Origin of the sequence: Psychromarinibacter sediminicola (assembly GCF_029168335.1) — a bacterium.
Lineage (GTDB): Bacteria > Pseudomonadota > Alphaproteobacteria > Rhodobacterales > Rhodobacteraceae > Psychromarinibacter > Psychromarinibacter sediminicola.
The window spans coordinates 14,024-33,019 of record NZ_JARGYC010000054.1; the positions used below are offsets into that span (position 1 = coordinate 14,024).

Below are 18,996 nucleotides of genomic sequence, written 5' to 3' on the forward strand. Positions count from 1 at the left end.
GATGGACGCCGCCCCCGCCTCCGGTCCCAGGGTCGCCATCATCGGCGCCGGGATCGCGGGGCTGACCGCCGCGTTCTGGCTGCGGCGCACCGGCGCGCGGCCTGTCGTCTTCGAGGCACGCCCGTCGTTCCAGCCCGCGGGCTTCCCGATCAACCTGTTCGGCCACGCGCTGACCGTCCTCGACCGCATGGGCCTGGGCGACCGCCTGACGGCGGCGGCGATGCCGGTCGACCGGCTGACCATGATGACCCCGGCGGGCCGCGTCATCCGCAGCGACGACATCTCGGGCTTCAGCCGGATGGAGGGGCACGGGCTGTACCTCGACCGCGTCGATCTGCACCACGCGCTCTACGACGCCGTCAGAGACGACACCGCCATCCGCTTCGGCCAGGAGGTTGCCGATATCCAGCGGCAGGGCAGCGAGATCGTGCTGGCGGACGGCACCGTCCGCCCGGCCGATCTGACGCTGGCCGCCGACGGGCTGCACTCGGCCACCCGCGACTGGCTGTTCGGCGCCGCGCCGCTCCACGCCGCGGATGCGGCCTTCACCGTGGCGCTGATGCCCGGCACGCTGGTGCCCGCGGGCGAAAGCTTCAGCCTGATCGGCCCGGGGCGGACCATGGCCGTGACCGGCCTGCCCGACGGCCGCACCAGCGCGATCTTCTGGGTCCGCCAGACGGTCGCGGAGGCCGCCGGCGCCGACACCCCGATCGAGCGCCTGCGCAGGATGTACGAGGATTTCGGCTGGAAGACGGCCGAGGTCATCGACGCCGCCGCTCAGACCGAGCATCTGTACACCGACCGCGTCCTGCAGGTCCGGCTGCCGCAATGGCATCGCGGCCGCACGGTCCTGATCGGCGACGCGGCCTATGCCGCATCGCCGATCTCCAGCCGCGGCGCCGGTCTGGCGATCGTCGGCGCCTACCTGTTCGCGCAGGCGCTGGCGGAGACCGGCGATGCGCGGACCGCCGCCCTGCGCTTCGAGCGGCGCCTGCGCGCCGGCGTCGAGCGGATCCAGGAGACCGCGCTGAAGAACGTGCCGATGATGATCCCCGAGACGGCGGGACAGGCGGGCATGCAGCGCGCCTTCCTGCGGCTGATGCCGGCCGCGATGATGCAGCGCGCCATGGCCCAGCAGTTCACGCAGCAAGAGGTCGACAGCCTCGACACAACCGGCGCCCCCGCCCGGGTCCGCGGCCCCGCGGGGGAGCCGGTGTTGACCGTCTCGGGCGTCTGCAAACGCTATGGCACGGCCGATGCGCTGAAGGGGCTCAGCTTCGAGGTCCGTCGCGGCGAGATTTTCGGCCTGCTCGGCCCCAACGGCGCCGGCAAGACGACCGCGCTGGAAATCATCGAGGGGCTTCGCGCGCCCGATGCCGGGACCGTCGCCATCGGCGCCGCGGGCCATCCCGCCGGATCCGCGGCGGCCAAGGAGTTGCTGGGGGTCCAGCTGCAGGCCTCCGCGATCTACGACCGCATTCGCCTGGACGAGGCGATGCGCCTGTTCGCCGGCTACTACCGGACCCATGCCGACATCGACGCGCTGCTGACACAGGCCGGGCTGGGCCTGCGCCGCGACGCCACCTTCGGCACGCTGTCCTTCGGGCAGCAGAAACGCTTCTCCCTGGCGCTCGCGCTGGTCAACGCCCCCGAGATCGTTGTGCTCGACGAGCCCACGGCCGGGCTCGACCCGGACGCGCGCCGCAGCATCTGCGACCAGATCGCCGAAATGCGGGCCGAGGGCCGCGCCGTGCTGATGTCCACGCACCACATGAGCGAGGCCGACGCGCTGTGCGACCGCGTCCTGATCCTCGACAAGGGCCGCACCATCGAGACCGGGCGGCCCGCCGATCTTATCGCAGGCGCCGGGCTGGGCGCGCGGCTGGCGCTGACGCCCGGCGACATCCTCGCCCGGTCCGACGTGGCGGGGCTGGCGCATGTCACCGGCTGCCACCACGAGAACGGCCAGCTGATCGTCGACACCGACGCGCCCGAGCGCACGCTGGCGCGCCTGGCCGCGCTGGCTAGCGAACGCCAGGTCTCGCTGAACGAGATCACGATCCGGCAGGCCTCGTTGGAAGACCTGTTCTTCGAGCGCACGGGACGGAGGCTCGACGCATGACCGCGCAGCTTCTCTGGCACCAGGTCCGTCACGAGATCCGGCTCTACATGCGCGACAGGCAGTCGGTGTTCTGGTCCTTCATGATGCCGATCCTGCTGCTCTTGCTGCTGGGCGCGATCTTCGGCGGCGACGACCGCGCGCCGGTGATCGGGATAGCGGACGGCCTGCCCCCGGAGATCGCCGCGCGGATCGAGGCGCAGTTCCCCGACGCGCGCACCATCGCCGGGGGCGATCCGGCGGCGCGGGTGGACGACCGCAGCGTCGACGCAATGGTCGCGCCGGGCCCCGAGGGCTGGCGGATCGCCTATGACCCGGTGCGCGCGCCCTCGGCACAGGCCGCGGCGCGGCTGACCGAGGCACTCTTCGCGGACGCCCCGCGCCTGGCGCCGACGGGATCGCCCGACCGCGGCTATGCCGACTTCCTGCTGCCGGGGCTGGTGGCCTTCACCATCGTCTCGACCTGCCTGTTCTCCATCGGCATCGGCATCGTGTCGCACCGCGAGAAGGGCGAGCTTAAGCGCGTTTTGGTCACGCCGCTGCCGAAATGGGCCTTTCTCGCCGGCCAGCTCGGCAGCCGCGTGGTGCTGGTCCTGCTGCAGACCGCGTTGCTGGCGGCGCTCGGCTGGCTGGTCTTCGGCGCGGACCTCACCGACGACTGGCCCGCCTTCCTGCTGGTCCTTCTGCTGGGCGTCGCCACCTTCTCGGCACTGGGCTTCTTCGTGGCCACCGTCTCCGGCACCGTCGCGGGCGCCGCCGCGGTGGCCAACCTGATCTTCATCCCGATGATCTTCCTCTCCGGCGTCTATTTCCCCGTCGACGGCCTGCCGGCGGTGCTGTCCTTCCTGATCGCGGCGCTGCCGCTCACGCCCCTGGTCGAGGCGCTGCGCGCGCTGGGCACCGGAGCCGATCTGGGAGCCCTCTGGCCGCAGATCGCGGCGCTTCTGGCCTGGACCGCGCTTCTCATCGCCGGGACGCTGCGCTGGTTCCGGTGGACCTGAGGCGCCGGCGATGTGCGGTATCGTCGGCGTCTTCGGCACCTCGCCCGACCGGGCCAAAGCGCTGGCCGCACGAGTTCTCGGGGACCTGTCCTCGCGCGGCCCCGATGCCGTCACGCTCGCCGCCACCACCACCGGCGCCATCGGCGCGGCGCGGCTGCGCATCTCCGACCCCGCCGCGCCTGATCAGCCGATGACCACCCCGGACGGCGCCTTTCGCCTGGCGCTGAACGGCGAGATCTGGAACGACCGCGACCTGCGCCGCCGGCTGCAGGCCGGCGGCGCCCGGTTCGCGACGGCCTGCGACACCGAAACCGTCCTTCACGCGGTGGCCGCCGCCGGCCCCGACGCGCCGCAGATGCTGGACGGCCAGTTCGCCTATATCGCGCAGGACATGCGCACCGGTCAGGTGCATGCCGCGCGCGATCCCTTCGGCATCTGTCCGCTGTGGCGCGCGCATCTGCCGGATGGCGGCCTGATCCTGGCCAGCAGCATCGCCCCGATCCTCGACGCCGGCGCGCACCCCGGTACGCTGCGGGCGCTGCCGCAGGGGCATTCGCTGTCGTTCCACCCGGCCTCGGGCAAGGTGACGCTGCGCCGCTATAGCGATTCCGGTCTGGCGGAGCCGCACGGCCGGCCCGACCCGGCCGACCCGCAGGCGCTGCTCGCTCATCTCGCCACCACGATCCGCCGCCGCATTCCGGCCGAGGTGCCCTATGCCACGATCACCGGCGGCATCGACAGTTCGCTGGTCACCGCGATCTGCCAGACCGCGCACCGCCCCCCGACCTGCACGATCACCGTCGCCGCCTGCGCCGCGGATACGCCCGATATCGACAACGCCCGGCAGCTGCAGGCCGCCTACGGCACCCGCGCCCTTGTCGGCCGGGTCGATGCGGATTTCATCCGCGATGCACTCCCGCTGGTGATCGAACGCCTCGCCAGCGCGCAATACCTCGTCGTTCTCAGCAGCCTCGTCGCGCTGAAGGCCGCCCGGATGGCGCGCGAGGCCGGCGCCAAGGTGATCCTGACCGGCGGCGGCGCCGACGAGCTGTTCGGCGGCTATACCTATCTCTGGACCCTGTTCGACCGCGCGCAGCTGGCCGCCAATCTCTCCCACATCCTGCGCCAGACCGGCGCCCACGAATGCCACCGCGAGGACGCGATCATCGCCGCGACCGGGATCGAGCCGCGGCCCGCCTATTTCGACCTGCCGCTCGCGCGCGCCGTCGCCGCGACCCCGCCGGAGGCCCGCATCCGCGGGCTGGGCAGCGCCCGCGTGACCGAAAAGGCGCTGCTCAAGGCCGCCGCCCGGCGCCTGCCGGGCTTTCCGCCGGAGATCGTCGCGCGCCGCAAGGCGCCGTTCTACCGCAGCACCGCCATTGCCGAGCTGTTCGAAACCGTCGCCGCCGAGATGCTGCCGCCCGCCGAGCGCGATGCCTGGATCGCCCGCCACATCCGCGGCACCGCCTGGGAAAGCATGATGTTCGGCGGCCGCACCGGCCCGGTCCTGGTACACAAGCTGTTCTGCGAACGCTTCCCGGGCCTGGCCGCGGCGCCGCTGCGCCTGCGCCCGCCCGATTACGGCGACCCGGACGACTACGGCCGCTATGCGCCCAACCTCGGCGCCCCGGCGCTGGACGGCTTCTCGCCCGTCGCCGCGGCGCGCCAGGCCGAGGCGCAGGGCAATGCCCCCAGCCCCGCCGTCACCCTGCACGGCGGCTTCTGACCCGAAGGAGACAGCCATGACGCGCTACGGACTCTCGTTTCTCCCCGACGCCCGGCCCGAGGACATGCCCGCCGACCGCTACTTCGCCAACGCGCTGAAACTGGCCGAGATGGCCGACCGGGCCGGCATGGGCGCGGTGAAGATGACCGAGCACTACCTGCATCCCTACGGCGGCTACTGCCCCAGCCCGCTGACCTTCCTGGCCGCCGTCGCCGCGCAGACCTCGCAGATCCGCCTGATGACCGGCGGCATTCTGCCCGCGTTCCACCACCCGGTGCAGCTTGCCGCGCACTGCGCGATGGTCGATGCGCTCAGCGGCGGACGCCTCGATGTCGGGCTGGCCCGCGCCTATCTGCCCTACGAATTCGCCGCCTTCGGCGTGCCGCTGGACGAAAGCCGCGACCGTTTCGTCGCCACCGCCCGCGCGATGCAGCGGCTCTGGACCGAGGACGCCGTCAGCGCCGAGACCCCGTTCTTCACACTCGACCGCGCGCGCTCGCTGCCGAAACCGGTGCAGCGGCCGCACCCGCCGCTCTGGGGCGCCGCCGTCAGTTCGCGACAAAGCTTCGCCTGGCTGGGCGAGAACGGGTTCGGCCTGCTCGTCACGTCCTCCTTCGGCGGCTATGACAAGCTGAGGGAAAACATCGCCATCTACCGCGAGAGCTTTGCCGAGGCGCCGGCCAATGCCGGCCGGCGCTCTGCGGTGACGCTGAGCCTGCCGCTCTATGTCGCGCCGACGCCGCGCGAGGCGGAGGCGGAGGCCGATCAACACCTGGCCCACTACATGCGCATCTGGTCCGATGCGACCGCGGCGTGGGACACGGCCAATTCCCGCGACTATCCCGGCTACACCAAGATGGCGCGCGCGCTGCGCTCGGTCACGCCGGCCGACCTGCGCGCCTCGAAGGCAGTGGTCACCGGCGATCCGGCGGGCGCGGCGGCGGTCCTGGCCGAGCTTCTGGACATCGTCGATATCGACACGATCATCTGGCAGATCGACTTCGGCGCCATGCCCTTCGACCGCGCCGCGCGCAGCCTGACCCTGTTCAACGAAGAAGTCGCCGGCCGGCTCGCCCCGACCGGCCGCACCGAGACCCCGCCCGCCGCGGCCGATGCCGCCGAGGGCGTGGCCAGCCCGCCCGTCCCCTGACGCGGGACGGAACGACGGCGTCATGCGGCCCCCGTCCTGTCCGCGGGTCGCCCTTTGTGCTTCGTGTGGTCGGGATCGGACGGACGGCATCGGCGCCTCCGGGGAATCCCCGGAAACCGCGCCCGTCCGGATCTGCCGCACGCCCGTCGCGGAGCGCTTGCTGCGTCGGGCCAACACCGTCTAACTATTTGATTTTGTGGCGCGCTGGGGAGGATTCGAACCCCCGACCCCTTGATTCGTAGTCAAGTACTCTATCCAGCTGAGCTACCAGCGCCCGGAGTGAGGGGGATGTAACGGGCGAGCCGGACCTTTGCAAGGGCGTTTTCGTCATTCCGCCGCAGCGTCCAGTTCGACGACCACCTTCGGCAGGTGGATCGCGAAGGACGTGCCCGACGGCCCCGTGTCCTCCAGCTGCAATTGCCCACCATGGCCGCGCACCAGCTCCGCCGCAATCGCCAGGCCCAGCCCGAATCCGCCCTTGCGCGCGCCGCCCTGGAACGGCTGGAACAGGTGGTCGCGCGCCTTCGGCGGCAGGCCCGGACCGGTGTCGCGGATGCGCACGACCCACTCGGTCTCGGTTTCGTCGGCCTGCACCGCGATCTCCCCGGGCTCGCCGCTGGCGACGATCGCCTGCCGGGCGTTGCGGGCGAGGTTGCCGATCACGCGGTACAGCTGCTCTGGATCGGCGCGCACGACCATCGAGGCCGGGACGTCCTCGGAAAAGCTGACATCGTGCTCGCCGCAGGCCAGCCGCTCCGCCTCGATCACGTCGCCCACGAGGTCGGCCAGCATGACCCGGTCCAGCGCGGGCGGCGGCTCTTCCGCCTTGCCGAAGGCGAGCGTCGATTCGCACAGGTTCACCGCCCGGCTGATCGAGCTGACCAGCTTGGGCGCGGCACGCTTGACCATCGGGTCCTCGGACCGCTCCAGCCGGTCGCCGAACAGCTGCGCCGTGGTCAGGATATTGCGCAGGTCGTGACTGATCTTCGCCACCGCGCCGCCCAGCTGCGCCAGCCGCTCCTTCTGCCTGAGCGCCCCCGACATCTGGGTCTGCAGCTCGGCCAGCGCCACCTCGGCGTCGCGCAGCTCGGTCACGCTGGCGGTCGGCTGGATGATCCGCCGCGCGTCCTCGGGCGCCTCGGCGTAGGAGATCATCGCGCGGACCACCCGCTTGATCGGCCGCACCAGGAACCGCCGCACCGCCAGGAACAAAAGGAACGCCGTCACCACCGAGATCACCGCCGACAGCGCCAGGATCCGCAAGCCATAGTCGATCAGCTCCGCGCGCAGCGGCGCCGTCTCCATCGTCACCTCGATCAGCAGCCCCGCCTCGCGCACCGGGTTGCCCATCACGCGGATCACCTCGTTGTCGGTATGCCACAGCCGCCACAGCGCGTCCCGGATCAGCTCCAGCGCATGCGGATCGCGCAGATCGAAGGTGGCCGAGATCGGCTGCGGGATCTCCGACGACAGGATCAGCTGCCGCGCCTCGTTCCGCCTAAGCACCACGTTGAACACGCCTGCGTTCTGCAGAAGCTCGCGCTCCAGCTCGGCGTCGATCATGTCGTTGGCCAGCAGCGCCAGCGAGGCGATCTGCGCCTTCTCCAACCGGAGCAGCAGGTAATCCTCGCGGAACCGCGCGACGGACGGCACGAAGATCAGCACCTCGGCCAGCATCACGAAGACCGTGGTCAGGATCAGGAAGCGTCCGGAGAGCGAATGAACCGACATCACCGTTCCTTGGCGCCCCCGCTCAGGGCAGCCAGCGTTGCACGAGCCCGACGACCCGCTTGACCGCCGGGCTTTCGAAGAGTTTCGGGGTAAAATAGGCGCCCGCCGCGCGCTTGTTAAGCTCCCCCAGCGTCGGATAGGGCGCGACCATCGCGGCAATTGCACTCATCTTCAGGCGGTTGGCGATGGCCAGCGACCAAAGCCCGATCAGGTTCGCGGCCTCCGCCCCGACGATCGTGGCGCCCACGGGCCGCCCCTTGACCACCATCACCTTGATGAACCCGTCGGTCTTCCGCTCGGCCACGGCCCGGTCGTTCTCGGCATAGTCGAACCGCGCGACCGTCACCGCGTCGCCGTGCCGCTCCCGCGCCTGCGCCTCGGTCAAGCCCACCTGCGCCAGCTCCGGGTCGGTATAGGTCGCCCAGGGCAGATGCGCCGTCTTCGCGGTCGCCGGCAGGCCGAACAGGATCGGCCGGATCACCAGCCCACCGTGATAGCCCGCCACATGGGTGAACTGCAGTCCGCCGGCCACGTCGCCGACGGCATAGACCCGCCGGTTCGCGGTGCGCAGCCGGGCGTCCACCTCGACCGCCCGGTCGTGCTTCACCCCCGCCCGGTCCAGGTCCAGCCGCGCGATATTCGCCTTGCGCCCCACCGCGATCAGCAGGTGACTGCCGGTATGTCTCGCGCCCCCGGCCTCCACCGCGATGGCCCCGGCCTGCCCGGAGACGCGCTCGGCCTGCACGCCCTCGACGATCTCCACCCCCTCGCCGCGCAGCCGCTCCAGCACCAGCGCCGCGGCCTCCGGGTCGTCCTTGCCCAGCGCCTTGTCGCCCTCGATCACCGTGACCTTGCAGCCCAGCCGCGCATGCGCCTGCGCCATCTCCATCCCGATCGGCCCGCCGCCGACGATCAGCAGGTGTCCGGGCCGCTCGCGCAGATCCCAGATCGTCTCGTTGGTGTGATAGGGCACATCCTCCAGCCCCGGAATCGGCGGCACGAAGGGCGAGGATCCGGTGGCGATCACGAAGCGCCGCGCCCGGATCACATGCTCGCCGGCCTGCACCTCGCGCTCCGACACGAAGCGGCCGTAGTCGCGGATCACCCGCACGCCCAGCCCCTCGAACCGTTCCTGGCTGTCGACCGGCGCGATGGTGTCGATGGCGGCACGCACGTGATCCTTCGCGGCGGCATAATCCACCTGCGGCGTCACCGGCGTCACCCCGAACGGCGCCCCGGCCCCCATCGCATGCGCATGCTTCGCCGCGGCGATCAGCGCCTTCGACGGCACGCAGCCGTAGTTCAGGCAGTCGCCGCCCATCTCGCCGCCTTCCAGCAGCACGACCCGCGCGCCCATCTGCGCCGCCCCCGCGGCCACGCTCAGCCCGCCCGAACCGGCGCCGATCACGCAGAGATCCGTCCCGATCCGCTGCATCAGATCCCCTTTCGCCCCCTGACCGCCTTCAGCACCATCGGCAGCGCCGCCAGCAGACATAGCCCGAGGATCGGCAACAGCACGTGCGGCGCGAAGATGATGCCCAGATCCGGCGTCTCGCCCCGCTCGAACACCTCGCCCAGCCCCGCGCCGACCGAGGTGTAGACCACCGCGCCCGGGATGATCCCGAAGAAGGTCGTCACCACGAAGCGCCAGGTCGGCACCTGCACGAAGGCGGGCACCAGGTTGGCCACGAAGAACGGCACCGCCGGCACCAGGCGGATCAGGAACAGCATCGACCACTGGTTCTCGTCGATGCCGTCCTTGATCCGCTTCACCATCCCCTCGCTGCCCTCCAGCCGGTCGCCCAGCCGGTCGCCCAGCCCGGTACGCGCCGCCAGGAAGATCAGCGTCGCGCCGACGGTCGCGGCGGTCACGTTGTAGAGCGCGCCCGGGAAGGTCGCGAACAGGAAGCCGCCGGTCAGCGTCGCGACGGTCGCGCCGGGCAGCGAGAAGGCGACGATCACGATGTAGAGGCCGATGAAGGCGGCCACCGTTCCCCCGTAATGCGCGTCGCGGAACGCCAGCAGCGCCTCGCGGTTGTCGCGCAGCGTGTCGAAGCTGAGATAGTCGCGCAGGGTGACGGCGCCGATCAGCGCGACCAGGGCGATGGCGATCAGCGGAAGGCGCCGGGCGAAGCCGCCCTTGTCGGTCTGTGTCATCCGGTTCGTCATCTCTCTGCGCCGCCTGGGCCCGTGTGCTGGCCCCGACAATGGCCCGGGGCGCCGGGCCCCGACAGCCCTATCACGCCGCGTTGATACCGGGTGAGCGTTTGGGTCGGGACGATATGGACCCCGGAGCGGGGCGGAACGCCGTGCAGCGCCGACCCGACGGGGCGTGGTCGAACGTTGAGATACCGGAGAAATAAGCATGTATATCGGACACTTGGCACGATCCTCGCCAGAAGCGCCGCCCCGATGGGGTCGGGTCGGCGCTGCACGGCGTTCCGCCGCGCGGGACAGATGGACAAGATCGCACACCGAGCATGCCGTCGTCCTGTCCGCATCGGTCCGTCACGGTTTCCGGTCCGCCTGAAACATTCCGGCCAGCCCCGGGGCACAGGCTGCAACATTGGTGCGCCCGTCCCGAGCCCGTGGGGCAACAGTGCCGCGCGCTCCGTCCCGCACCAACCGGCGCGCATGCGCCATGCTCGACCTCCCCCCCGGGGAGGGCATTCGTTGCTCCGATGGCAGCGCGTGTGGCATCGGTGCTTTGGAGTGCGCCCGTTCCACTCGATGTCGACACGCCCTCCCGAGGTCGGGCATGGCGCATGCACGCCTTCCGACCTCCGGCACAGCTTCGTCTGCGCCCCGCGTTCACATTCCCCCGCCCCGCCCGTTGACAACCGCCCGCCCGGCCCCTAGGAACCGGGCTTCGAACATGACGCGGCCCCGCGATTCCGCAGCGATTCCTCGTGCGGGCCGACCAGACGGAGAGTTTCGCGATGAAGCGCACCTATCAACCCTCGAACCTGGTCCGCAAGCGGCGGCATGGCTTCCGCGCGCGCATGGCCACCAAGGCCGGCCGCAAGATTCTGAACGCCCGCCGCGCGCGCGGCCGGAAGAAGCTGAGCGCCTGAGCCGGACGCCAGAGGCTGGAGTGATGACACCGCGGGCGGCATCCGGAAACGGGATGCCGCCCGCGGTGCCTTTGCGCGTGGGTATCCTGCGCCAGCGCGCCGATTTCCTGCGCGCCGCCCGCGCCCGGCGACAGGCGATGCCGGGCTTCATCCTGCAGGCCCGGCGGCGGCGCGACGAAGAGCCCGCCGAAACGCCCGTGCGCGTCGGCTTCACCTGTTCCAAGAAGGTCGGCAACGCCGTCGCCCGCAACCGCGCCAAGCGCCGCCTGCGCGAGGCCGCGCGCCTCGTCCTGCCGCAATCGGGCCGCGCGGGCTGGGACTACGTGCTGATCGGGCGCAAGGACGCCACGGCGTCGCGCCCCTTCCCGCAATTGCTGTCCGACCTCGAAACCGCGCTGTCGAAGGTCCATGGCGCATGACCCCCCTCGCCCGCGTCTTCGCCCTGCCGGTCCACGCCTATCGCCTGCTGCTGTCGCCCTGGCTCGGCCACAGCTGCCGGTTCCACCCGACCTGCTCGGTCTACGCGCTGGAAGCGCTGGAGAAACATGGCGCCTTCCGCGGCGGCTGGCTGGCGCTGCGCCGCATCGCCCGCTGCAACCCCTGGGGCGGCTCGGGCGTCGACAACGTCCCGGACAAGTGACGCCGGACAGCCGCGGACGTCCGCGGACTTGTTAGCGCTATCCGTAACGATATCAGTGGCTTGATACCCCGTCCAACCTCGGACACTCACCCGATCCCGGCGATCACGGCCCGCAGCGTGTCGATCCCCTCGCCCTTCTCCGACGAGGTCACCACGATCCCCGGAAACGCCGCCGGATGGGCCGCCAGCCGCCCGCGGACCTGCTCCAGCACCTTGTCGAAGGCCGGCCCCTTCACCTTGTCCCGCTTGGTCAGCACCACCTGGAAGGTCACGGCCGCCCGGTCGAGCTCCTTCATGATCTCCTCGTCCGGCTCCTTCACCCCGTGCCGCCCGTCCACCAGCACGAAGGCCCGCCGCAGCGACGGCCGCCCAGTCAGATAGGCCCTCAGCAGCCGCTGCCACCGCTCCACCACCGGCAGCGGCGCCTTCGCGAAACCGTAGCCCGGCAGGTCCACCAGGTAGTGGCTCTCGCCCAGCGTGAAGTAGTTGATCTCCTGCGTCCGCCCCGGCGTGTTCGAGGTCCGCGCCAGCCCGCGCCGCCCGGTCAGCGCGTTGATCAGCGACGACTTGCCCACGTTCGAGCGGCCGGCGAAACACACCTCCGCCCGGTCCGCCGGCGGCAGCCCGTCCATCGCCACGACGCCCTTGAGAAAGGCGATCTCGCCCCGGAACAGCCGCCGCCCCGCCTCGGCCGCGTCGGGCTCGGGCGGATCGACCAGCGGAAAGGCCGGCTCCACGCGCCCCGCGCCCTACTTCTTCGGGGCGTTCTTGCCGCCCTTGCCGCTATTCGCCTCGGCCGGCTTCTTCCGCTGGAAGCTTCTCTTGATGTTGCCGAACAAGTCCGGCTTGTGCCCGTGGCTGCGCATGATGATGTACTGCTGGGCGAAGGTGATCGTGTTGTTCGCGATCCAGTACAGCACCAGCCCGCTGGCGAAGCTGCCCAGCATGAACATGAAGACCCACGGCATCCAGGCAAAGATCATCTGCTGCGTCGGGTCGGCCGGCGCCGGGTTCAGCTTTTGCTGCAGCCACATCGAGATGCCCAGGAGCAGCGGCAGGATGCCGATGAAGACCAGCGCCAGGATCGAGCCTTCCGCCGGCGCGGCCCAGGGCAACAGCCCGAACAGGTTGAAGATCGAGGTCGGATCCGGCGCCGACAGGTCGCGGAACGGCCCCAGCCAGGGCGCGTGGCGCAGCTCGATCGTGACGAAGATCACCTTGTAGAGCGAGAAGAATATGGGGATCTGCAGAAGGATCGGCAGACAGCCCGAGGCGGGGTTCACCTTCTCCTTCTTGTAGAGCTCCATCATGCCCTGCTGCATCTTCTGGCGGTCGTCGCCGGCCTTCTCCTTGATCTTCTCCATCTCGGGCTGAAGTTCCTTCATCTTCGCCATCGAGACGTATGACTTGTAGGCCAGCGGGAAGAGGATCGCCTTGATCATCAGGGTCAGGCCCAGGATCGCCCAGCCCATGTTGCCGATGACGCCGTTCAGGAAATGCAGCGCCCGGAAGATCGGCTTGGTCAGGAAGAAGAACCAGCCCCAGTCGATCGAGTCGACGAAGTTGACGATGCCGAGGTCGTTCTCGTAGTCGCGGATCGTCTCCCATTCCTTGGCGCCCGCGAAGAGCCGCGTCGTGGTCTCCGCCGTCTGGCCCGGATCGACCCGCAGCGTCGGCAGCCGCGACCACAGCTGATAGCTGTTGGTGCCCTCGACATAGCGCGTGACCGAGGTGAAGGGCGTGCCGGGCTCCGGGATCAGCGTCGACATCCAGTACTTGTCGGTAAAGCCGATCCAGCCGTCCTCGGCCACGTCCACGACCTCGGCCGAGGGCCCCCAGGCCGCGTCGGCGCCCAGGTCGGTCATGTCGTCATAGTCGATCTCGTCCAGCGTGCCGTCGGACTGGCGCACCACGCCCTCGTGCAGGATGAAGAAACCGGTGACGTCCGGCTCGCCCCGCCGGGTGATCAGCCCGTAGGGCGCCATGCTGAGCGCGCCCTCGGTGGTGTTCTCGACGCTCTGGGTGACGGTGAACATGTAGTCGTCGTCGATGGCGATCGTCCGGCGGAAGATCAGCCCGTCGCCGTTGTCCCAGGCCAGCGTGACCGGGCTGTCCGGGGACAGCGTGCCGCCGCTCTCGACGGTCCAGACGGTGTTGGCGTTCGGCACCTCCTCGAAGCCCAGCTCGCCGCCCGGCGTCCAGCCATAGGCGGCGTAGTAGGCGCCCGCGCCGCCCACCGGCGACAGCAGCGTGACCAGCTCGCTGTCGGGGTCGTTTTCCTCGCGGTAATCCTTCAGGCGCAGCGCGTCGATCCGCCCGCCCTGGAGCGAGATCGAGCCTTCGACGCGCGGCGTGTCGATGGGCAGGCGCGCGGCCTCGTCGGCCGGCGCCGCAGCCTCCGCGCCGGCGCCCGTGCCGGGGCCGCTGGCGTCGGGACCGGCATCGGCGGGGGGCGGCGTTTCGCCGGCGACGGGCGGTGCGGAAAGATCGCCCTCGACCGTCTCGACGGCGTCGTCCTGGGGCTCGATCGGCGGCTCTTCCGGCGGAAACAGCAGGAACCACACCAGGATCACCGCAAAGGAAAGGGCCGTAGCCAGAATGAGGTTCTTGTTCTGGTCGTCCATGCACCGGTCGCCGTTTCGCTGAAGTCAGGTCGCGGCAGGTTCAACAGTCCATGACGCCAAAGGTCAAGCGGAATCCCCGTGAGGCGGCCGGCCGCCGCGGCGTCCCTCAGCCCGCCTCGCGCGCGATCCTGGGCCGGTCCGCCATGCGCTGGCGATGAAGGCGCATCCAGTCGACCGTCTCGGCGAAGGGCATCGGCCGGGCGATGGAGAAGCCCTGCACGTAGCCGCAGCCGAGCTGCGCCAGAAGCGCGTGCTCGCCCACCGTCTCGACCCCTTCGGCCAGCGTCTCGATTTCCAGCCGCTCCGCCATCTCCAGGATCGCGGTCAGAACCGACTGCTGCTCGCGGTCGGTGTCGATACGGGTGACAAAAGAGCGGTCGATCTTGATCCGGCCGACCGAGAAGCGGCGGATGTTCGCGATGGACGCATGGCCGGTGCCGAAATCGTCCAGGTCGATGCCGCAGCCGAGGTCGTGCAGCCGGGTGACGTTGCGGGTGATCGTGTCGTTCTCCGACCGCGAGATCACCGTCTCCAGGATCTCCACGACGAGCCGGTCCGGCGCCATGTCGAAGCGGTCCAGCTCCCACCGCACCCGGTCGGTCAGGCTGGGATCGGCAAGTTCCTCGTGGCTGAAATTGACCGCCACGTTCGGCACGTGCTCGCCCGCCGCCTCCCAGTCCCGCAGCGCCGTCAGGCTCTGGAACAGGATCACTTCGCCCAGCCGCTTGCTGAGGCCCGAGGCGGAGATCGCCGGCAGGAAGGCGCCCGGCAGGATCACGCCGCGCTCGGGATGCTCCCAGCGGGCCAGCGCCTCCATGCCGGAAATGGCGCCGGTATCGGTGCTGATCTGCGGCTGGAACCAGGGCCGGACATGCCCGACCTCCAGCGCGTCGGCCACTTCCTCGGCCAGACCGGCGCGCTTGACCCGCTTGCGCGGCGACTGCGCCGCATAGGCGCGGATCGCGCCCGTCCCGCTGGCCTGCGCATCGCGCAGCGCCGCCTCCGCCGCCTCGACACAGACCTGGCCCGTGCGCTCCGAGGCGCGCCGCGGCAGGCAGAACCCGACCGACGCCGACAGAAACAGCCGCATCCCGCCGATCACGATAGGCGTGCCGACGGCCTGCTGCAGCCGCGCCGCGACCTGGATCATCGCCTCCAGGTCCAGCCGCCGCACCGGCGCCAGGGCGACGGCGAAGACCGAATGCTCCAGCCGGCAGGCGACGTCGCCCTGCCGCAGGGTCGAACAGATGCGTTCGGCCAGCTGCGCCAGGACGTGCTCCGCCGCCTCGGCGCCGTAGGTGGCGCGGAACGCCTCGAACTCGTCGATCTCCAGCACCAGGGCGCCGGTGCGCACGCCATGCTTCGGCTCGGCGCAGAAGGCGCCGTCCAGCGTGGCCAGGAGGGCCGGTTTCAGCGGCAGGCCGGTGACCGCATCGACGTTTTTCGAAGCCCGCGCGGGCGGCGTCCGCACCGGCGTGAACAGGCCGACGAGGCCCATGACGGCCGGCACGAAGATCGCCATGAAGAGCAGAAGCCCCTCGCCGCCGAACCAGTAGCCGCCCAGCGTCAGGGCCGGCACGAAGGCCAGGATTTGCGGACCGAAGAAGGCGGTCGTCGCCGTGGTCTTCAGATGATGTCCGGCACGCGCGAGAAAACGCAGCATCGCGGCTGTCCCCTAGCAGTCGAGACGAAAGCGCGGTTTCGTCCAATCGACCTCAACCTAGGGGTGTCGCCTCGCCAGGACGTTAACAGTCGGTCGAAAGTTGAGTTGGATTTTCCTCAATTCCGACGGATCGCGACAGGCCGGCGAAATCGAACAGCGCCGGGTCCAGCAGGTGCGAGGGGCGCGCGTTCATCAGCGCGCGGAACATCTTCTGCCGCCGGCCGGGGTGGTTCGCCTCCCACTGATCGAGCAGCGCCTTGACCTGCTGGCGCTGCAGACCGTCCTGGCTGCCGCAGAGGTCGCAGGGGATGATCGGGTAGTCCATCGCCCGCGCGAATCGCTCGCAGTCGGCCTCGGCCACATGGGCGAGCGGGCGGTAGACGAACAGGTCGCCGTCCTCGTTCACCAGCTTCGGCGGCATCGTGGCCAGCCGCGAGCCGTGGAACAGGTTCATGAAGAACGTCTCCAGGATGTCGTCGCGGTGATGGCCCAGCACCACCGCGGAACAGCCCTCCTCGCGCGCGATGCGGTAGAGGTTGCCGCGCCGCAGCCTGGAGCAGAGCGCGCAATAGGTCCGGCCCTGCGGGACCTTGTCGACGACGATGGAATAGGTGTCCTGATACTCGATCCGGTGCGGCACGCCCATCCGCTCCAGAAACTCCGGCAGGACGGTCGCCGGGAATCCCGGTTGCCCCTGGTCGAGATTGCAGGCCAGAAGCTCCACCGGCAACAGCCCGCGCCACTGCAGCTCGTGCAGCACGGCCAGCAGGGTATAGCTGTCCTTGCCGCCCGACAGGCAGACCAGCCATTTCGCGCCGCGCTCGACCATGCCGTATTGCTCGATCGCCTCGCGGGTGTCGCGCACGATCCGCTTGCGGAGCTTCTTGAACTCCGTCGTGGCAGGGGCGCCGTGCAACAGCGGATGGATGTCGTCTGCGGTGTCGAACATGGCGCGGTCTATGCCAGATCGGCGCGGCCGGGGGAAGCACGGCTTGAGCGCCCCGGCCTGCCGCAGTAACAGGGGCGGACACCCGGCAAGGACAACAGACGTGAAGACCCGCCCGATGAACCGCGACTGGATCGTGACCGCCCGCACCCTGAACGAGGCGCTGCCCTACCTGCAGCGCTATACCGGCGCCACGATCGTCATCAAGTTCGGCGGCAACGCCATGGGCGATCAGGAGGCGATGGCCAGCTTCGCCCGCGACATCGTGCTGTTGCAGCAGGTCGGCGTGCATCCGGTCGTCGTGCATGGCGGCGGGCCGATGATCAACGAGATGCTGACGCGGCTGGGTATCGAGAGCGACTTCGTCAAGGGCAAGCGGGTGACCGACGCGGCCACGATCGAGGTCGTCGAAATGGTGCTGTCCGGCCGGGTCAACAAGCGGATCGTCCAGGCGATCAACGAGGCCGGCGGCCGCGCCGTCGGGCTGTCGGGCAAGGACGCGAACCTGATCCTGTGCGAGCCCTCGGATCCGGCGCTGGGCTTCGTCGGCGAGCCGGCGGAGGTCGACCCCACGCTGATCCGGCAACTCCACGGCGCGGGCAACATCCCGGTGGTGGCGCCGATCGGCGCGGGCCGGGGCGGCGAGACCTTCAACATCAACGGCGACACCGCCGCAGGGGCCGTGGCCGGGGCGCTGAAGGCGGACCGGTTTCTGCTGCTGACCGACGTGGCCGGCGTGAAGGACCGGGCGGGCGAGGTGCTGACCCAGCTGACCGCGGCCGAGGTGCGGCAGCTGACCGACGACGGCGTGATCGCGGGCGGGATGATCCCCAAGACCGAGACCGCGCTCGCGGCGATGGCGGCGGGGGTGCGGGCGGTGGTGATCCTGGACGGGCGCGCGCCCAATGCCTGCCTGCTGGAGCTGTTCACCGAGCACGGCGCGGGGACGCTGATCAAGGGATGAGCCGAGGTGTCCAAGGTTGGACAGGGTGTTAAGTCGTTGCTTTTGCTGAAGCTAGCGCTAACAGAACAGCTCGGACGCGGCCCTGTCCGGAGCCCCGTCCGGACGGCCCGCCGCCGCCCGGGACAGACCCGATGACCGACCTGGCGGCGCGGCTGGCGGCGGACCGCCTGGAGGTCTTCGGCGGCTTTCACCCGGGGCCACAGGACGACCTGCCCGACGGCACCGGCACGCTCCTGCTGCTCGGCCCGCGGGAGCCGCGGTTCTGGCCGCATGTCACCGCCGCCCCGGAATTCGCCGACGGCCGGCCGGACCCGCTGGACCGCTGGTCGGCCCGCGTCATCACCGCAATCGCGGAAGACACCGACGCCAAACCGCTGTTTCCCTTCGGCGGCCCGCCCTACCACCCCTTCGTCGCCTGGGCGCTGCGCAGCGGCCGCGCCTGGCAGTCGCCCGTCGGCTTGCTGGTCCACGACCGCGCGGGGCTGATGGTCTCCTATCGCGGCGCGCTGGCGCTGCCGGAGCGCCTGAACCTGCCGCCCGCGCCGCCCTGCCCCTGCGAGACCTGCCACGACCAGCCCTGCCGCGCCGCCTGCCCGGCCGCGGCCCTCGGACCGGCCGGATACGATCTGGACGCCTGCCGCCGGTTTCTCGATACTGGCGCCGGCCGAGAATGCATGGAGGCAGGCTGTATGGTGCGACGCATCTGTCCGGTATCGCGCGGCTACGGGCGCAGGACGGCGCAATCCGCCTTTCACATGCGGGCGTTCCACCCATGACCCTGCGCCTGATCCTGGTGCGCCACGCCAAGTCGAGCTGGAAGGAGGCCGCGCTGGACGACCACGCCCGGCCGCTGAACAAGCGCGGGCGCCGCGCGGCCGAGGCGATCGGCGGGTGGCTGGCCGAGCGCGGCTATCACCCGGACCTCGTGCTGTCGTCGGATTCGGCCCGCACCCGCGAGACATGGGACCGTATGGCGCCGCATGTTCCCGCCCCGCTGCAGATCGTCTGGACGCCGAGCCTGTATCTCGCCGGCCCCTCCGCCTTCCTGCACGCGCTGCGCGAGGTGCGAGAGGCGCGCACGGTCCTGATGCTGGGCCACAACCCCGGGATCTCGCATTTCGCCTCGGCGATCGTCGGCGTCCCGCCCCGGCACGAGCGCTTCGGGGACTACCCGACCTGCGCCACGCTGGTCGCCGCGTTCGACCGCGCAAGCTGGGCCGACGTCACCCCCGGCAGCGGCCGCACGGTGGACTTCACGGTGCCCCGCGAGCTGACCGACTGAGCCAGCAAGACCCGAGGCCGCAGAGCGCACCGCCCCTGCTTCTTCTCGTTCCAAATACGCTCAGGGGGGGTCTGGG

General features: G+C 70.5%; 17 protein-coding genes and 1 tRNA gene. 10 read left to right on the forward strand and 8 right to left on the reverse strand.

The features are described from left to right. Position 1 precedes the first annotated feature (1 nt). Genes P1J78_RS17610 through P1J78_RS17625 form a run of 4 tightly spaced genes read left to right on the forward strand, consistent with a single transcriptional unit; the run spans position 2 to position 5,996 of the window. Complete coding sequence (locus tag P1J78_RS17610; protein WP_275568693.1) at positions 2–2,122, forward strand: ATP-binding cassette domain-containing protein; 2,121 nt, start codon at positions 2–4, stop codon at positions 2,120–2,122. Then, positions 2,119–3,120, forward strand: a complete 1,002-nt coding sequence (locus P1J78_RS17615; RefSeq protein ID WP_275568694.1) for an ABC transporter permease — start codon at positions 2,119–2,121, stop codon at positions 3,118–3,120. Before P1J78_RS17610 ends, P1J78_RS17615 begins: the two co-directional genes overlap by 4 nt. A 10-nt stretch (positions 3,121–3,130) precedes the next feature. Further along, the gene (locus P1J78_RS17620; protein WP_275568695.1) at positions 3,131–4,846 is read left to right on the forward strand and encodes an asparagine synthetase B family protein; all 1,716 of its coding nucleotides are present in this window, start codon (positions 3,131–3,133) and stop codon (positions 4,844–4,846) included. Between the two features lie 16 nt (positions 4,847–4,862). After that, on the forward strand, positions 4,863–5,996 hold the full coding sequence (locus P1J78_RS17625) for an LLM class flavin-dependent oxidoreductase (protein WP_275568696.1): 1,134 nt from the start codon (positions 4,863–4,865) through the stop codon (positions 5,994–5,996). A 197-nt stretch (positions 5,997–6,193) separates the two neighbouring features. Here P1J78_RS17625 and P1J78_RS17630 read toward each other — a convergent pair. The 4 genes from P1J78_RS17630 to P1J78_RS17645 form a co-directional block, all read right to left on the reverse strand. Then, positions 6,194–6,270: transfer RNA gene (locus tag P1J78_RS17630), tRNA-Arg, on the reverse strand. 53 nt (positions 6,271–6,323) lie between these two features. Further along, positions 6,324–7,727 (reverse strand): sensor histidine kinase, encoded by a 1,404-nt coding sequence (locus P1J78_RS17635; RefSeq protein WP_275568697.1) that lies wholly within the window; start codon positions 7,725–7,727, stop codon positions 6,324–6,326. 22 nt (positions 7,728–7,749) lie between these two features. Then, positions 7,750–9,162 carry a dihydrolipoyl dehydrogenase family protein gene (locus P1J78_RS17640; protein WP_275568698.1) on the reverse strand — a complete coding sequence of 471 codons (1,413 nt, stop codon included), beginning with the start codon at positions 9,160–9,162 and terminating at the stop codon, positions 7,750–7,752. Beyond that, a complete protein-coding gene (locus P1J78_RS17645; RefSeq protein WP_275568699.1) occupies positions 9,162–9,884 on the reverse strand; it encodes a TVP38/TMEM64 family protein in 723 nt (240 codons plus the stop codon). The genes P1J78_RS17640 and P1J78_RS17645 overlap by 1 nt, the downstream gene beginning before the upstream one ends. A gap of 782 nt (positions 9,885–10,666) precedes the next feature. On the opposite strand from P1J78_RS17645, the gene rpmH reads away from it, so the two are divergent. Genes rpmH through yidD form a run of 3 tightly spaced genes read left to right on the forward strand, consistent with a single transcriptional unit; the run spans position 10,667 to position 11,441 of the window. Then, positions 10,667–10,801, forward strand: a complete 135-nt coding sequence (gene rpmH, locus P1J78_RS17650; RefSeq protein WP_115394792.1) for a 50S ribosomal protein L34 — start codon at positions 10,667–10,669, stop codon at positions 10,799–10,801. Between the two features lie 53 nt (positions 10,802–10,854). Further along, entirely contained in the window at positions 10,855–11,220 is a 366-nt protein-coding gene (rnpA, locus tag P1J78_RS17655; RefSeq protein ID WP_309568138.1) for a ribonuclease P protein component, read from the forward strand. Beyond that, positions 11,217–11,441 (forward strand): membrane protein insertion efficiency factor YidD, encoded by a 225-nt coding sequence (gene yidD, locus P1J78_RS17660; RefSeq protein ID WP_275568701.1) that lies wholly within the window; start codon positions 11,217–11,219, stop codon positions 11,439–11,441. The genes rnpA and yidD overlap by 4 nt, the downstream gene beginning before the upstream one ends. Before the next feature lie 86 nt (positions 11,442–11,527). On the opposite strand, the gene yihA is transcribed toward yidD, so the two are convergent. From yihA to ttcA, 4 genes are all read right to left on the reverse strand, one after another. Then, positions 11,528–12,178: a ribosome biogenesis GTP-binding protein YihA/YsxC gene (yihA, locus tag P1J78_RS17665; RefSeq protein ID WP_275568702.1), complete on the reverse strand. Its 651-nt coding sequence runs from the start codon at positions 12,176–12,178 to the stop codon at positions 11,528–11,530. Positions 12,179–12,190: 12 nt separating this feature from the next. Next, a complete protein-coding gene (gene yidC, locus P1J78_RS17670; protein WP_275568703.1) occupies positions 12,191–14,065 on the reverse strand; it encodes a membrane protein insertase YidC in 1,875 nt (624 codons plus the stop codon). A gap of 106 nt (positions 14,066–14,171) precedes the next feature. Next, positions 14,172–15,728: a putative bifunctional diguanylate cyclase/phosphodiesterase gene (locus tag P1J78_RS17675; protein WP_275568704.1), complete on the reverse strand. Its 1,557-nt coding sequence runs from the start codon at positions 15,726–15,728 to the stop codon at positions 14,172–14,174. Positions 15,729–15,810: 82 nt separating this feature from the next. Then, the gene (gene ttcA, locus P1J78_RS17680; RefSeq protein WP_275568705.1) at positions 15,811–16,677 is read right to left on the reverse strand and encodes a tRNA 2-thiocytidine(32) synthetase TtcA; all 867 of its coding nucleotides are present in this window, start codon (positions 16,675–16,677) and stop codon (positions 15,811–15,813) included. A gap of 115 nt (positions 16,678–16,792) precedes the next feature. Between ttcA and argB the strand changes: the two genes are divergently transcribed. From argB to P1J78_RS17695, 3 genes are all read left to right on the forward strand, one after another. Beyond that, complete coding sequence (gene argB / locus P1J78_RS17685) at positions 16,793–17,638, forward strand: acetylglutamate kinase (RefSeq protein WP_374213334.1); 846 nt, start codon at positions 16,793–16,795, stop codon at positions 17,636–17,638. 131 nt (positions 17,639–17,769) lie between these two features. Then, entirely contained in the window at positions 17,770–18,414 is a 645-nt protein-coding gene (locus P1J78_RS17690; RefSeq protein WP_275568707.1) for a ferredoxin, read from the forward strand. Further along, the gene (locus tag P1J78_RS17695) at positions 18,411–18,920 is read left to right on the forward strand and encodes a SixA phosphatase family protein (protein WP_275568708.1); all 510 of its coding nucleotides are present in this window, start codon (positions 18,411–18,413) and stop codon (positions 18,918–18,920) included. The genes P1J78_RS17690 and P1J78_RS17695 overlap by 4 nt, the downstream gene beginning before the upstream one ends. Positions 18,921–18,996: the final 76 nt, after the last annotated feature.

What these genes read in the sequence shown, in the direction of transcription:
- P1J78_RS17610 (WP_275568693.1), top strand. Translation starts at nt 2, where the DNA reads ATGGACGCCGCCCCCGCCTCCGGTCCCAGGGTCGCCATCATCGGCGCC.
- P1J78_RS17615 (WP_275568694.1), top strand. Translation starts at nt 2,119, where the DNA reads ATGACCGCGCAGCTTCTCTGGCACCAGGTCCGTCACGAGATCCGGCTC.
- P1J78_RS17620 (WP_275568695.1), top strand. Translation starts at nt 3,131, where the DNA reads ATGTGCGGTATCGTCGGCGTCTTCGGCACCTCGCCCGACCGGGCCAAA.
- P1J78_RS17625 (WP_275568696.1), top strand. Translation starts at nt 4,863, where the DNA reads ATGACGCGCTACGGACTCTCGTTTCTCCCCGACGCCCGGCCCGAGGAC.
- P1J78_RS17635 (WP_275568697.1), bottom strand. Translation starts at nt 7,727, where the DNA reads ATGTCGGTTCATTCGCTCTCCGGACGCTTCCTGATCCTGACCACGGTC.
- P1J78_RS17640 (WP_275568698.1), bottom strand. Translation starts at nt 9,162, where the DNA reads ATGCAGCGGATCGGGACGGATCTCTGCGTGATCGGCGCCGGTTCGGGC.
- P1J78_RS17645 (WP_275568699.1), bottom strand. Translation starts at nt 9,884, where the DNA reads ATGACACAGACCGACAAGGGCGGCTTCGCCCGGCGCCTTCCGCTGATC.
- rpmH (WP_115394792.1), top strand. Translation starts at nt 10,667, where the DNA reads ATGAAGCGCACCTATCAACCCTCGAACCTGGTCCGCAAGCGGCGGCAT.
- rnpA (WP_309568138.1), top strand. Translation starts at nt 10,855, where the DNA reads ATGCCGCCCGCGGTGCCTTTGCGCGTGGGTATCCTGCGCCAGCGCGCC.
- yidD (WP_275568701.1), top strand. Translation starts at nt 11,217, where the DNA reads ATGACCCCCCTCGCCCGCGTCTTCGCCCTGCCGGTCCACGCCTATCGC.
- yidC (WP_275568703.1), bottom strand. Translation starts at nt 14,065, where the DNA reads ATGGACGACCAGAACAAGAACCTCATTCTGGCTACGGCCCTTTCCTTT.
- P1J78_RS17675 (WP_275568704.1), bottom strand. Translation starts at nt 15,728, where the DNA reads ATGCTGCGTTTTCTCGCGCGTGCCGGACATCATCTGAAGACCACGGCG.
- ttcA (WP_275568705.1), bottom strand. Translation starts at nt 16,677, where the DNA reads ATGTTCGACACCGCAGACGACATCCATCCGCTGTTGCACGGCGCCCCT.
- argB (WP_374213334.1), top strand. Translation starts at nt 16,793, where the DNA reads ATGAACCGCGACTGGATCGTGACCGCCCGCACCCTGAACGAGGCGCTG.
- P1J78_RS17690 (WP_275568707.1), top strand. Translation starts at nt 17,770, where the DNA reads ATGACCGACCTGGCGGCGCGGCTGGCGGCGGACCGCCTGGAGGTCTTC.
- P1J78_RS17695 (WP_275568708.1), top strand. Translation starts at nt 18,411, where the DNA reads ATGACCCTGCGCCTGATCCTGGTGCGCCACGCCAAGTCGAGCTGGAAG.